Source organism: Saccharopolyspora hirsuta (genome assembly GCF_008630535.1).
GTDB lineage: Bacteria > Actinomycetota > Actinomycetes > Mycobacteriales > Pseudonocardiaceae > Saccharopolyspora > Saccharopolyspora hirsuta.
Genome location: NZ_VWPH01000017.1, coordinates 99486 through 113558 on the forward strand (window position 1 = coordinate 99486; position 14073 = coordinate 113558).

General features: G+C 72.8%; 11 protein-coding genes. 7 read left to right on the top strand and 4 right to left on the bottom strand.

Annotated elements, in window-relative coordinates; translation table 11 throughout:
• Positions 1–254 precede the first annotated feature (254 nt).
• Positions 255–4826, bottom strand: coding sequence for an ATP-dependent helicase (locus F1721_RS30325; protein WP_150070253.1), 4572 nt, complete (start codon positions 4824–4826; stop codon positions 255–257).
• A 152-nt stretch (positions 4827–4978) separates the two neighbouring features.
• Here F1721_RS30325 and F1721_RS30330 point away from each other — a divergent pair, with 152 nt between their 5' ends.
• Positions 4979–6757 (top strand): Hsp70 family protein, encoded by a 1779-nt coding sequence (locus F1721_RS30330; protein WP_150070254.1) that lies wholly within the window; start codon positions 4979–4981, stop codon positions 6755–6757.
• 6 nt (positions 6758–6763) lie between these two features.
• On the opposite strand, the gene F1721_RS35450 is transcribed toward F1721_RS30330, so the two are convergent.
• The gene (locus F1721_RS35450) at positions 6764–6898 is read right to left on the bottom strand and encodes a hypothetical protein (RefSeq protein WP_281288829.1); all 135 of its coding nucleotides are present in this window, start codon (positions 6896–6898) and stop codon (positions 6764–6766) included.
• A 37-nt stretch (positions 6899–6935) separates the two neighbouring features.
• Between F1721_RS35450 and F1721_RS30335 the strand changes: the two genes are divergently transcribed.
• Positions 6936–7130, top strand: coding sequence for a DUF3046 domain-containing protein (locus F1721_RS30335; protein ID WP_150070255.1), 195 nt, complete (start codon positions 6936–6938; stop codon positions 7128–7130).
• Here F1721_RS30335 and F1721_RS30340 read toward each other — a convergent pair.
• The gene (locus F1721_RS30340; protein ID WP_150070256.1) at positions 7127–7873 is read right to left on the bottom strand and encodes a DUF4383 domain-containing protein; all 747 of its coding nucleotides are present in this window, start codon (positions 7871–7873) and stop codon (positions 7127–7129) included. The genes F1721_RS30335 and F1721_RS30340 overlap by 4 nt on opposite strands.
• A 267-nt stretch (positions 7874–8140) precedes the next feature.
• Between F1721_RS30340 and recA the strand changes: the two genes are divergently transcribed.
• The 4 genes from recA to F1721_RS30360 all read left to right on the top strand — a co-directional run bounded on the left by recA (position 8141) and on the right by F1721_RS30360 (position 11342).
• The gene (gene recA / locus F1721_RS30345) at positions 8141–9184 is read left to right on the top strand and encodes a recombinase RecA (protein ID WP_150070257.1); all 1044 of its coding nucleotides are present in this window, start codon (positions 8141–8143) and stop codon (positions 9182–9184) included.
• A 19-nt stretch (positions 9185–9203) separates the two neighbouring features.
• Positions 9204–9833, top strand: a complete 630-nt coding sequence (locus F1721_RS30350) for a regulatory protein RecX (protein ID WP_150070329.1) — start codon at positions 9204–9206, stop codon at positions 9831–9833.
• Positions 9834–9928: 95 nt separating this feature from the next.
• Positions 9929–10591 (top strand): cysteine hydrolase family protein, encoded by a 663-nt coding sequence (locus tag F1721_RS30355; RefSeq protein ID WP_150070258.1) that lies wholly within the window; start codon positions 9929–9931, stop codon positions 10589–10591.
• A gap of 88 nt (positions 10592–10679) precedes the next feature.
• Positions 10680–11342 carry an HAD family hydrolase gene (locus F1721_RS30360; protein WP_150070259.1) on the top strand — a complete coding sequence of 221 codons (663 nt, stop codon included), beginning with the start codon at positions 10680–10682 and terminating at the stop codon, positions 11340–11342.
• Between the two features lie 80 nt (positions 11343–11422).
• Here the strand turns inward: F1721_RS30360 and F1721_RS30365 are convergent, their stop codons facing one another.
• A complete protein-coding gene (locus F1721_RS30365; protein WP_150070260.1) occupies positions 11423–12946 on the bottom strand; it encodes an FAD-dependent monooxygenase in 1524 nt (507 codons plus the stop codon).
• A 72-nt stretch (positions 12947–13018) separates the two neighbouring features.
• Between F1721_RS30365 and F1721_RS30370 the strand changes: the two genes are divergently transcribed.
• A complete protein-coding gene (locus tag F1721_RS30370) occupies positions 13019–13726 on the top strand; it encodes a TetR/AcrR family transcriptional regulator (RefSeq protein WP_211840696.1) in 708 nt (235 codons plus the stop codon).
• The last annotated feature ends 347 nt before the right edge of the window (positions 13727–14073 follow it).

A 14073-nucleotide genomic window follows, 5' to 3' on the forward strand; every position in this document is an offset into this window, starting at 1 on the left:
AAGCAACCCCCAGCTCAACCGCGACTTCCGTCGTCAACCCCGCCCGGGTATCACCGCCACCCCTCTGGTCGTGCCGCTCTCAGGGCGTCCGCAGATGTGAGGACTCGTTCCCGCCGGGACTCGCGGCGGGGCGGGGAAAGCGGGCAGGCCGCCGCTGCGTGATCGGTGGTGATAGGGGGTTGCTTTGCGCGGTGGGCAACTCCAATCGAAACTGCAGGCGTCACCACCCCTCGCGCGGCGGAGCCCCGTGGGGATCAGGCGCGGAGGCGCAGGCCCTTCGGGGTGGCGCGGAATCCTGCTTCGGTGAGCACCGCCGCGAGCCGCGACCCCCATGCGCCTTCGCCGTCCGCACGTTGGACCGAGAGCTGGTCCAGCCATCCGTCGCGCACGACGCGCGCGAGACCGGCCGCCGCCGCTCGCAAGGCCGACTCGTCCTCGGTGAACGACAGCAGCGACTTCCCACCGCGCTCGACGTAGAACACCGCTTCGCCGGACACGAGCACCACCAGCGCACCCGCCTTGCGGCCCGGTCGGTGGCGGGTTTCGCCCATCACAGCAGGCCATTCCAGCGCGCCGCCGTACGGCTGGGCCGGGTCGGCGGCGGCCAGCACCACGGCCTCGCCGCCGCTCTCGTCGCGGGACAGCGCGCGCAGGCGGTCGATCGCCCCGGGGACCGCGAACTGCGCCGCCCCGAGCCCTTCGACGACGTACCCGCGGCGGCACCGCCCGGATTCCTCCATCGCCCGAAGCACCTTGTACACGGCGGAAAACCCGCCGGTGACGCGCTCGATGTCCAACGCGCCGCGCGTGAGCACCCCGTGCCGCTCCAGGAACGCTTCGGCGCGGGCGTGCGCGCGGCGAGTCGGTTCGCTCGACGGCTGCGGCGCCAGCGACCACCGCCCGGCGACGGTCGGCGGGCCGCTCCGGCTCGGCATCGACGGGCGTCCCGCGCGCAACCGCGCATAGCGGCCGCGGGGCGCGCTGCGGCGGGGTTTGTGCGCCGCGCCGCGCCCGGACACCAGGGACCGCAACGGCGCGAGCGTGTCGTTGGTGACGGAGCCGGACCAGACCAGGTCCCACAGCGCCGCGGTGATCGCGTCGTCCGCGGGCGCGGCCTCGCCCTGCTCCAGCAGCAGCGCACTTGCCCGGTCGGCCAGCTGCCGGAAGAACAGCGCGCCACCGTCCAATGCGGACACCACGGCCCGGTGCAGCGGCGAGTCGGTGCCCGGTTCCTCGGGCAGGTCCGGCAGCAGCAGGTCGGCGACGTCGGTGGGGGCCAGCGCGATCCAGCCGTCACCGCCGGGCAGCGCGCCGGACCCGACCCAGGTGACCTCCCCGGTCGCGGTCAGCTCGTCGAGCAGCGCGGGGGAGTAGCCGGGCAGCCGCGCGGGCAGGATCAGCGACTCCAGGCCGCTGGCCGGGACCGGCACCCCGGCCAGCTGCTCGACGGCGGAGTACACGTCGTCCACCGTCGGCGCCGTGCGCAGCCGTGCCCCGATCCCGTGCCAGGCGGGCAGGAACCGCCCCAGCGCGGCCGGTTCGACGGGTTCCACCTCCGCCCGCAACCGGGCCAGCGAAGCCCGCCGCAACCGCCGCAGCACCTCGGCGTCGCAGTACTCCAGCGCCCGGCCGCCCCCGGCCTCCAGCGGTCGCAGCTCGCCGCGGACCAGCCGACCGCCACCGGTCAGCCGGTCCAGCACGCTGTGCACCACGGCCACACCCAGCCCGAAGCGCTGCGCCGCGGCGTCGGCGGTGAACGGCCCGCGGCAGCGCGCGTAGCGGATCAGCAGATCGCCCAGCGGATCGGCGACCGGTTCGGTGAACACCTCGGGCACCCCGACCGGCAGCGCGACGCCGAGCGCATCCCGGACCCGGCCCGCGTCCTCGATCGCGATCCAGCGCTCCTGCCCGGCGATGCGCACTCGGAGCACGCGCCGCTGCTCGGCGAGCTCGGCGAGCCATCCGGGCTGCACGCCCCGCGCCTCAGCCTCCTCAGTGGACAGATCGCCGAGGAAGCGCAGCAGGTCCACCGCCGACTCGGCATCGCGGGCGTGCCGATCCGGGGTGAGGCGCTGCAGCTGCTGCTCGATCTCCGCTAGGGACTCCGGATCCAGCAGCTCCCGCAGCGCTTCGGAACCCAGCAGCTCGGCCAGCAGCGTCGAGTCCAGGCTCAACGCCGCCGATCGCCGCTCGGCCAGCGGCGCGTCGGTCTCGTACAGGAACATGCCGATGTAGCCGAACAGCAGGCTCCGCGCGAACGGCGACGGTGTCGGGGTCTCGACCTCGACCACCCGCACCTTCCGCGCGGCCACCTGCGACATGAGCTCGGTCAACCCCGGCAGGTCGTAGACGTCCTGCAGGCACTCCCGCATCGCTTCCAGCACGATCGGGAACTGCTCGTACTGCGACGCCACCGCCAGCAGCTGCGCCGACCGCTGCCGCTGCTGCCACAGCGGCGTGCGGCGGCGCGGGTCGCGGCGCGGCAGCAGCAGCGCCCGCGCCGCGCACTCCCGGAACCGCGCGGCGAACAGCGCCGACCCGCCGACCTCGTCGGTCACCACCTGCTGGACCTCCTCCGGGGGCAGCAGCACGTCCTCGGCGGTCGGCAGCACCTCCGCTCCGGAGTCGTCCAGCGCGTCGGCCAACCGCAGCACGATCCCGTCGTCGGAGGAGGCCACCTGCGGTTCGACGCCGCGCCGCTCCCGGATCCGCGCCCCGATCGCCAGCGCCCACGGGCCGTTGACCTTCGCCCCGAACGGGGAGTGCACGACCAGCCGCCAGTCGCCCAGCTCGTCGCGGAACCGCTCCACCACCACCGTGCGGTCGTCGGGCACGTGCCGGGTGGCCCGCTTCTGCTCGTCCAAGTAGGACAGCAGGTTGTCCTGCGCCCACTCGTCGAGCCCGGCGGCCGCGATCCGCGCCCGCGCAGCCTCCGCGTCCGCGCTGGTCAGCTCCCGGACGAACGCGCCGAGGGCGCGACCCAGCTCCAGCGGGCGGCCCGGCGAATCGCCCTTCCAGAACGGCATCCGGGCGGGCTGGCCCGGCGCCGGGGTCACCACGACCCGGTCGTGGGTGATGTCCTCCACCCGCCACGCCGAGGTGCCCAGCAGGAACGTGTCGCCGACCCGCGACTCGTAGACCATCTCCTCGTCGAGCTCGCCGACGCGCACCCCGCCCCGGCCCGCGGCGTCGTCGCCCGGCGTGGTCACCGCGAACAGCCCGCGGTCGGGGATCGTGCCGCCGGAGGTGACCGCCAACCGCTGCGCCCCGGGCCGCGCGCGCAGCTCGTCGTTGACCCGGTCCCAGACGATGCGCGCCCGCAGCTCGCCGAACTCCTCGCTCGGGTAGCGGCCCGCCAGCATGTCCAGCACCGCGTTCAGCGCCGAGTCGGGCAACCCGGCGAACGGGGCGGCCCGCCGCACCACGGAGGCCAGCTGCGGCACCGGCCAGGCGTCCATCGCGACCATCGACACCACGTGCTGCGCCAGCACGTCCAGCGGGTTGCGGGGGAAGGCGATCGACTCGATCAGCCCGTCGGCCATCCGCTCCGACACGACCGCGCACCCGATGAGATCGCCCCGGAACTTCGGGAACACCACCCCGCGCGACACCGCGCCGACCTGGTGCCCGCCGCGCCCGATGCGCTGCAGCCCGGAGGCCACGCTCGGCGGCGTCTCCACCTGGACCACCAGGTCGACCGCGCCCATGTCGATGCCCAGCTCCAGCGAGGAGGTGGCCACCACGCAGGCCAGCTTCCCGGTCTTGAGCTCCTCCTCGACCACGGCGCGCTGTTCCTTGGACATCGAGCCGTGGTGCGCCTTGGCGATGATCGGCGGTGCCCCGGCGGCCACCCCGGAACCGCCCACCGCCTCGGCCGGGAACCGCGCCGCCGGTGCCGGTTCCTCGGCGGCGAGCTCGTTGATCCCGGCGGTCAGCCGCTCGGCCAGCCGCCGGGAGTTGCTGAACACGATGGTCGAGCGGTGCTGCCGGATCAGCTCCAGGATCCGCTCCTGCACCGACGGCCAGATCGAGGTGTGCTGCTCGGCGCCCGCCGCGGGGCCCTCGACCTCGCCGGTGGACGTCCCCAGCTCGGCCATGTCCGGCACCGGGACCTCGACCCGGACCTCGACCTCCTTCGGGTGCGCGGGCTGGACGACGCGAACCGGTCGGCCCCCGGCGAGGAAGGTGCGCACCTCCTCGACCGGCCGGACCGTCGCGGACAACCCGATGCGCTGCGCCGGTGCGGGCAGGAGCTCGTCCAGCCGCTCCAGGGAGAGCGCCAGGTGCGCCCCGCGCTTGGTGCCCGCCACCGCGTGCACCTCGTCGACGATCACCGTCTCCACCCCGCGCAGCGACTCCCGCGCCGCCGAGGTCAGCAGCAGGAACAGCGACTCCGGGGTGGTCACCAGCACGTCCGGGGGCGTGCGGTTGAACGATCGCCGCTGGTCGGCGGGGGTGTCCCCGGTGCGGATGCCGACGGTGATGTCCGGCGGCGCGCTGCCCAGCCGCTGGGCGGCCTGCCGGATGCCGGTCAGCGGGGCGCGCAGGTTGCGCTCCACGTCGACGGCCAGCGCCTTCAGCGGCGAGACGTAGAGCACCCGGCAGCGGTGCCTGGCCTCCGCGGGTGCGCCTTCGGCGGCCAGCTTGTCCAGGGCGGACAGGAACGCCGCGAGCGTCTTGCCGGATCCGGTCGGGGCGACGACCAGCGCGTGCTCACCCGCCGCGATGGCCTCCCACGCCCCGCGCTGCGCCTCGGTGGGCGCGGCGAAAGCACCGCGGAACCAGTCGCGGGTCGCGGGGGAGAAGGTGTCCAGCACATCGCGCACCCCTCCATGCTGGACCAACGCACCGACAGCGCGCCGCCGGGCGGGATCGCGAACCGTCCAAAGTAGCCCGGATCCGCGGGATCGGTGCTCCCGGCCGAGGCCCGCATGGCAGCATTCCGTCCGGGAAGGTCCTTTTTCTGGGAGGGGGACGGGTGCGCGTCCTGTCGGTGGATCTCGGTACCTCGAACACCGTGGCGGTGCTGGCCGCGCACGGCCGGCCACCGCGCGTCATCGAGCTGGACGGGTCGGCGACGATGCCCTCGGCGGTCTTCGCCACCGAGGACGGCGGGCTGATCGTCGGCCGGGACGCCGAGCGCCGCGCCCGGCTGGACCCGTCCCGGTTCGAGCCGAACCCGAAGCGCCGCGTCGACGAGAGCACCCTGCTGCTCGGCGACCACGTCATCACGGTCACCGACGCGCTGGCCGCGGTCCTGCACCGGGTCGCCGAGGAGACCACCCGCCAGCTCGGCGGTGCCCAGCCCGACGAGGTCCGCCTCACCCACCCCGCGCAGTGGGGCTCGGTCCGGCGCAACGTGCTGCTGTCCGCGGCGCGGCTGGCCGGGTTCAACTGCAACCTCGTCCTGGTGCCCGAACCGGTCGCCGCCGCCGCGCACTTCGCGTCGTTCCCGGACCGGGCGCTCGGCCCGGGCCAGGTGCTGGCCGTCTACGACCTGGGCGCGGGCACCTTCGACTGCGCGATCGTGGGCGCCAACCAGAGCGGTTTCGCGGTGCTGGCCGAGGACGGCCTGGGCGACCTCGGCGGTCTGGACGTCGACCAGGCGCTGCTGGAGCACATCGGGCGGCAGGTCTCCAACAAGGACCCGCAGCGCTGGCAGCGCCTGCTGCGGCCGGACACCACCGCCGACCGCCGCGCCCAGCGCGCGCTGCGCGAGGACGTCCGCGCGGCGAAGGAGACGCTGTCCCGGCACCCGCAGACCGAGGTGCCGATGCCCGAGCCCTTCGAGGACGTGCTGGTCACCCGCGCGGAGCTGGAAGGCCTGGTGCGCCCCACCATGCTGCGCAGCGTCGAGCTGCTGTCCTCGGTGCTGCGCTCCAACGGCATGGCGCCCGAGCAGCTGGCCGGGATCTACCTGGTGGGCGGCTCCAGCCGGTTGCCGCTGGTCGCGAGCCTGATCGGGGAGCAGCTGCGGGTCGTGCCGACCACCCTCGACCAGCCGGAGACCGCGGTCGCGTTCGGCGCGCACCACGTGGCCCGCGACGGCGCGACGATGTGGACCAACGACATCCGCCCGGCGCCCACCGCGCAGCTCGGCTACCGCGAGCCCGACACGGTGCGCACCCGCCCGGTCGCCCCGCCGCCGGTCCCGCAGCCGCCGGTCGAATCCGGTTCCCGGCGCAACCTGCTGATCGGCTTGGGCGCCCTCGCCGCCGTCGCGGTGCTCGTCGCCGTGGTGACGATCGTGCTGCGCGTCGGCGGCAGCTCGCCCGCGCCCAGCGCGTCCGAGTGCTTCCAGCCCGGGCCCCGGGACGACAAGGGCTTCACTGCGTGCCTGCGCAACCTCGCGGGCACCGTGCCGGAGCGGGCCAACTGCGCGCCCGGCTGGCAGCGGGTCATGCCGGGGGTGCGGGAGCTCAGCGGCACCGTGGTGTCCTGCTCGATCGGCAACCCCAACGAGGGCACCCAGATCGTCTACACGCAGCTGGACTCGCAGGAGGCGGCCGCGGCGCGGGCCGATCTGCTGCTGTCCTTCAACGGGGTGCACAGCGACCAGGTCGAGGCCGACTGGACCGGCAACGGGCTGTCCGGCAGCTACCGCGCGGTCACCGGCGTCGACTTCGGCACCCTGGTGTTCACCGTCGACGACCGCCCGCTGGTCGGCATGCTGCTGCAGCCCAACCCCGGCCGGGACCTGCGGCCCGACGACCTGGCCGACGAGTTCGAGAAGACCGTCCAGCCGGGCCTGGCCTGACCTTCGTCAGCGGCGGCGGTTGCGCTGCTCCCACAGGAACCGCACCGCGACCACGATCGCGGCCAGCAGCCCGAGGGCGATCACGACCTTGCCCAGCGGGGTGGACAGCCCCGTCGGGTCGGCCTGCATCAGGAACAGCACACCACCAGCGTACTGGCGGCGCGTAGGCTGGCGGGCGATGCGCCACACAGCTTTCCGCCAACGCATGGCCGACGAGTTCGGTCGGGTCCGCGCCGAGATGCTGGCCCAGGACCACGTCTTCTCGTCGCTCGGCGGGCGCACCGTCGACCAGGCCCTGGAGGCCGGGCTGTCGACCAAGGAGGTCTGGCAGGCGGTCTGCGAGGCCTTCGAGGTGCCCGCCGAACGCCGCTAGTCGCCGCGGGGCTCGGGCTTCCGGCCGGGCTGCTCGGGGGTCTCGAAGTCGGCCCACAGGTTCTGCGCGCTGATCTGCTGCTCGGGGGTGCGCCCGGAGTCCAGGTAGTGCTGGTACGCGCGGCGGCGCTCCTCCTGCATGTGCCGCCAGGCCTCGGTGCGCACCCGCCGCGCCTGCTCCGGGGTCGGGTGCCCCTCGGCCACCGCGATCTCGTCCTTGGCCAGCGGGGTGAGCTCGGCGATCCGCCGCTCGTCGGCCAGCCGCTGCTCCGGGACCTCCTCGGCGGGCGGCTCGTGGTGCCGGTAGCGGACGTAGGGGTTGTCCTGCGGCAGGCCGCCGCTGACCCGGCCGTAGAACCCGAAGAACATCAGCACCAGGCCCACCACGAAGCTGAACACCACGTTCTGCAGCTTGAAGGCGAAGATGTTCCAGGACGTGTCGAGCAGGCCGAGGTTGATCAGCCCGGACAGGAAGAACAGCACGCCGATCACGGCCGTGGTGGTGGAGGCGACCGGACCGCCCCAGGCGGCGGCGCCGACCAGGATCGCGCCGACCGCGATCGAGACCACCGCGAGCAGGCCGTTGCTGGACAGCCCGAAGATGTCGATGCCGCTGGTGGTGAACAGCGGTACCCGGTTGGCCACGCCCAGCACGCCGAACGCCAGCAGGCAGGCCCCGAAGATGGCCGCCGCGATGCGGTAGAACCGGCTGAGCGGGTGGTCCGGCGGAAGGTATCGGTCCATGCGCACGGTCGGCACCTCCTCCTCGGGTCGCGACCGGGTGAGCGCCGGGTGGTCCTCCGAGTGTGCTCCCGGACCAGGGTGATCGCACTGTCACACGACCGGGTGAAGCGGTTGGCGTGTCGGGAGGTTGATCGAACATCCGTTCGCTTAAGATGGTGGGGCACGGGATCGAGGTCGGCGAACCCCGCGGCCGGATTGTCGGTCCCTGCCCGTAGCGTCTGATCCGAACAACGACGACGAAGTACGACTCGACCGAGGTGGACCCCGATGGCAGCAGCGACACCGGACAAGGGCAAGGCGCTGGAGCTGGCGCTCGCCCAGATCGACAAGCAGTTCGGCAAAGGGTCGGTCATGCGACTCGGCGAGGAGACGCGCGCGCCGATCGAGGTCATCCCGACCGGGTCCATCTCGCTCGACGTCGCGCTCGGCATCGGCGGTCTGCCGCGCGGCCGGATCGTGGAGGTCTACGGCCCGGAGAGCAGCGGTAAGACCTCGGTCGCGCTGCACGCGGTGGCCAACGCGCAGAAGCAGGGCGGCACCGCGGCGTTCGTCGACGCCGAGCACGCGCTGGACCCCGAGTACGCCAAGGCGATCGGCGTGGACACCGACTCGCTGCTGGTGTCCCAGCCGGACACCGGCGAGCAGGCGCTGGAGATCGCGGACATGCTGATCCGCTCCGGCGCGCTGGACATCATCGTCATCGACTCGGTGGCCGCGCTGGTGCCGCGCGCCGAGATCGAGGGCGAGATGGGCGACAGCCACGTGGGTCTGCAGGCCCGGCTGATGAGCCAGGCGCTGCGCAAGCTGACCTCCGCGCTGTACAACGCCAAGACCACCGCGATCTTCATCAACCAGCTCCGCGAGAAGGTCGGCGTGATGTTCGGCTCCCCGGAGACCACCACCGGTGGCAAGGCGCTGAAGTTCTACTCCTCGGTGCGGCTGGACGTGCGGCGGATCGAGACGCTCAAGGACGGCTCGGACGCGGTCGGCAACCGGACCCGCGTGAAGGTGGTCAAGAACAAGGTCGCGCCGCCGTTCAAGCAGGCCGAGTTCGACATCATCTACGGCGTCGGCATCAGCCGCGAGGGTTCGCTGATCGACATGGGTGTCGAGCAGGGCATCATCCGCAAGTCCGGCGCCTGGTACACCTACGAGGGCGACCAGCTGGGCCAGGGCAAGGAGAACGCCCGCCGGTTCATGCGGGAGAACCCGGACGTCGCCAACGAGATCGAGAAGCGGATCAAGGAGAAGCTCGGCATCGGCGCGACGCTGGACGCCGAGGACGCCGAACCGGCCCCGGTCGAGTTCTGATCCTCCGGCGTTGGTGCGGATGAACGACGGTGGTAGGCGTCGGGGGAGCGGTGCGCGGAGCCGCTTCCCCGACGATGCCCGCCCGGATGCGGGGGCTCCGGACGAAGCAGCCCAGGGCGAGGCGGCGGAGTCGAAGCGGCGCAAGGCCGACAACCCCGAGCAGCAGGCGCGCGACATCGTGTACCGGCTCCTGGCGGCGCGTGCGCGCAGCCGCTCGGAACTGCGCCAGGCCCTGCTGCGCAAGGGGATCGACGAGGACGTCGCCGACGGCGTGCTGCAGAAGTTCGTCAACGCGGGCCTGGTCGACGACGCCTCCTTCGCCGAGGAGTGGGTGAACTCGCGGCAGCGCGCGCAGGGCCTGGGCCGCAAGGCGCTGGGTTTCGAACTGCGCCGCAAGGGCATCGACGAGCACCTGGTGGAAGCCGCGTTGTCCACTGTGGATTCCGATGCAGAGGCCGAGCGGGCCCGCGAGCTGGTGCAGCGCAAGCTCCGCTCGATGAGCTCGCTGGACCACGCGGCGAAGATGCGCCGCCTGGTCGGGATGCTCGCCCGCAAGGGCTACTCCGAAGGTCTGGCGTTCCGCGTGGTGCGCGAGGAGATCGAGCGCTCCGGAGCCGAGGCGCCGGACCCGGACCTCGAAACCCCGTGACGGAGCGGATTCTGGTCCGGCTGGCCCGCTGAGCGAAGTTCGTGGAGCGGCCCGCCGGGCTCGGTTCGCCCACCGATCACCTCGGGGAGCGTTCGTTGAACTCGTCGCCCAGAACGCACGCGTGGCGGATCGAGGACCGGGAGTACGCCCGGCAGCAGCAACGACGCGGTCGTCGGCACGCCTACGAAAACCTCGTCGCCGAGCGGACCGCGCTGGTCGTGATCGACATGGTGCCGTTCTTCGTCGCCGGGATGCCGTACGCGCTGGGCATCGTCGACAACATCACGCGCCTGGCAACGGCGCTGCGCGTCCTCGGCGGCGCAGTCGCGTGGGTCCTGCCAGCGGGAACACCTGCCCGCCCGGACTTCTACGGCCCCGAGGCCGCCCGCGCGCTCCGCGAAAGCGGCGGCACCGGGCCGTTGCGGGAACGGCTCTGGCCGGAGTTCCAGGTCCACGACCGGGACGTCCTCGTCGAGAAGACCGCTGCCAGCGCGTTCTTCCCCGGGCGGTGCCCGCTCCCGGAACTCCTCGACCACCGAGGCATCGACACCGTGCTGATCGCTGGCACGGTCACCAACGTGTGCTGCGAATCGTCCGCCCGAGATGCGGCCGCCTTGGGCTACCGCGTCGTCATGCTCGCCGATGCCAACGCCGCGCGCCGGGACGAGGACCACAACGCCACGCTGCACACGATCTACCGCACCTTCGGCGACGTCCGCCCCACCGGAGAAGTGCTCGAACTCCTCCGCGGCCGGTGACGCCAGCCGGGATCTCCAGCTGTGGGCCGCCTCTCAGAATGGGACGGTGGTGCCGGAATGTCACCGCCAGCTCATAGAGTCGCGAGCCATGACGACTCTCGCTGGCACTCGGCACATCGTGTGGGACTGGAACGGAACTCTCCTGGACGACAACCACGCCGTGGTATCGGCGGTGAACACCGTCTGCGCGGAGTTCGATCGCGAGCACATCGACATCGACGAGTGGCGAGCGGTGTTCAGCCGACCGCTGCTGCAGTGCTACGAGCGGTTGCTGCGCCGGTCGCTGGACGAGCAGGACTGGGCCCGCATCGACGTGCTCTACCACGACGCGTACCGCGAGCTGCTGGACACCTGCGGGCTGGCGGCGGGCGTGCCGAACGCCTTGCGCGACTGGGCGAAGACCGGCCGCAGCCAGTCCCTGCTGTCCATGTGGTTCCACGACGAGCTCGTCGACCTGGTGACGGCTCGGGGCCTGTACGAGTTGTTCGCCCGCGTCGACGGCTTGCGCGCGGAGGTCGGCGGCGGTTCGAAGGCCGAGCACCTGCGCCGCCACCTGGAAGCGCAGGAACTCGACGCCCGGGACGTGGTGCTCATCGGTGACGTCCTCGACGACGCCCACGCGGCGGAGCAGGCCGGAACGAACTGCGTCCTGGTGACCACCGGCGTGACCAGCCGCGCGGCCCTGGAGCAGACCGGCCGCCCGGTGGTCGACTCGATCCCCGAAGCCCTGTCCCTCCTCGCCGCCTCCTGATCCCGAGCGCCAGTTCCGCGAGAACGTGACCGTCGAGTTCTCGCGGAATCGGCATGCTCCCGGCGTCGACGGGGCTCCGGTCAGCGGCCGGTCACGGTGGCCAGGACCTCGTCGAGCGTCGCATCGTCGGCGTCCTGGTCGGTGCGCCAGGCGATGAAGCCGTCCGGGCGCACCAGCAGCGCTCCGCCGTCGGTGAGCCCCACCGAGCTCGCCCAGTCCGAGTCGAGCCGAGCCGTGCGGACGTCCAGCCCGCGGGATGCCGCGACCCGCTGCGCGGTTTCGCGCCACGGCTCGCCGTCCGGGCCGGTCAGGACCGCGAACCGGGACTCGTGGAGGTCGAGCGTGGAGGTGTCGGGGTCCAGCCACCGGTGCGGCAGCCGGGATCCGGGTGCTCCGTCCAGGCTCGCCACGACGTCCTCAGTGGACGGAACGTCGACCACCGGGTCGATCAGCGCGCTGGAGCCGTAGCGGTAGCCCATGGTGACCATCGGCGCGCTCCACATGCCGACCGCCGCGCGCTCGGCGGCCGCGTCCGGGTTCCAGTGCAGTTCCGGGGTCTCCCAGCGCAGCAGCGCCTGCTGCGTCACGAACTCGGCGACGGCGTGGCGTTCTTCGTGGTAGCTGTCCAGCAGCCGGTCGCCGCCCTGGCCGTGCAGCACCGCGGCCAGCTTCCACGCCAGGTTGTGCGCGTCGGCCAGTCCGGTGTTCAGGCCGAACGCGCCCAGCGGGGAGACCGTGCGCGCGGCGTCGCCGACCAGGAACGCCCGCCCCGAGCGGAACTCGTCGGCCATGCGCACGTTGGCCCGCCAGGGCAGGGCGTTGACGATCTCGACCGGCACGTCCGCGCCGATGGCGGTGCGGACGAGGGTGGCGCAGCGCTCGTCGGAGAAGTTCTCGTCGTCCGGCGACACCACGTGCAGCACCCAGCGCCGCTCGCCGACGCCGAGCAGGATCCCGGGGGCGTCCGGGTGGTTGATCTGCGTCATCACCGGCATCGAGCCGAAGTGACCCACCAGGTCTGCGTGGAACAGGATGTTCACCGTGGTGTCGCCGATCTCGCCCGGCCCGGTGGTGCTGATGCCCAGCAGGTTCCGGACCGCGCTGCGCGCCCCGTCGGCGCCCACCAGGTAGTCGGCCCGGACCACCCGACCGTCGGAGAGCGCGGCGGAAACGCCGGTGTCGTCCTGCTCGACACCGGTGACCTCGACGCCGAACTCGACGGTCGCACCGCGTTCCCGGGCGGCCGGGAGGAGCGCTGAATCCAGCCGGTCCTGCGGGTAGTGCCCCTGGGGCACCTCCGGCGAGATGGTGCGGTCGAAGTGCGGCTCCCGGCGGTCGCCGCGGCGATCGATCTCGGCGACGGTGCGGGTGCTGGCCCGCCACAGCTCGGTCGAGCGCACCGCGACCGCGTCCACCTCCTCGCGGATGCCGACTTCGCGGAAGAACTCCAGCGAGCGCGGACTGATGCCGAGCGCGCGCGGGTGGTTCGACGGCTCGTCCCGCCGTTCGAGGACCAACGACGGCACGCCGTGGTGGCCGAGGAACACCGCCGTGGCCAGGCCGACGGTGCCGCCACCTGCGATGACGACGGGGTGATCGTTCATGGCTGTCTCCGATCGGTGTGGGAACACTGTTCCCGTTGTGGGAACATCGTACCCCACGGGTACAGTGTTCCCATGCCTGCTCGATCACAGCCCTCGGCGCTGGTGTGGATGCGGGACCGGCAGCGCGGCACCCGCCCGGCGCTCACCGAGGAGAAGATCGTCCGCGCCGCGATCGCCCTCGCCGACGCCGAGGGCCTCGACGCGCTGTCCATGCGGCGCATCGCGTCCGAGCTGGGGTCCGGCACCACTTCGCTGTACCGGCACATCACCAACAAGGACGAGCTGATCGAGCTGATGGCCAACGCCGTGTACGCAGAGATAGAGACCCCGGCGGAGACGGACGACTGGCTGGCCGACCTGGCCGCCCTCGGCCGCGGCCTCCGGGCCGCGCTGCTGCGCCACCCCTGGCTCGCCCAGCACGGCATGCGGCGCCAAGTGCTCGGCCCCGACGTCATCCGGCGGGCCGACCACATGCTCGGCGTGGTGGGCAGGGCGACCGACGACGCCTCCCGGGCCGCCGTGGTCGTGGATTCCGTCACCACGTTCGTGCTCGGCTCGGTGGCCTCCGAGCTGTCCGAGCTGGAGGCGCAGCGCCGCACCGGGATGACCGAGGCCGAGTGGCAGCGCGCGGTGGGCGAGTACGTCCGGCAGGTGATCGACACCGGGGAGTTCCCGCACTTCAACCGGCGGATCCTGGAGGCCGACGACCGCGACTGGGAGTCGCGCTTCGAGTTCGGCCTCGCCTGCCTGCTCGCCGGGATCGCGCAGACGCTCAGCTGACCGGCGGTGCGCTGCCGCGCGGCGGACGGGTTCGAGGTAGCGCCGGAAGCCTGCGCCCCGGAGCTGCAGAACGCGTGGACGTGCCCGTCGTCGGCGGCCAGCAGCCGTCGGCCGACGCCGAGCCGCTGGTGGGACCCGGCCACCACGTTCTCCACGAACGGCCGTTGCGCGTGAGGTTCGGCAGCACGATGCCGACGACGGCGCCGCCCGCCTCGGCGACCAGCACCGTGCGCCCCGCTGCGCCCAGATCGTCTCGGCCGGTTCCCGCGCCAGCGGCTTCTCCCCGGGGTGGAACTCGTCGTGCAGCAGGACGAGCAACGCGGGCAGAGCGGCTTCGACGGCGGGCC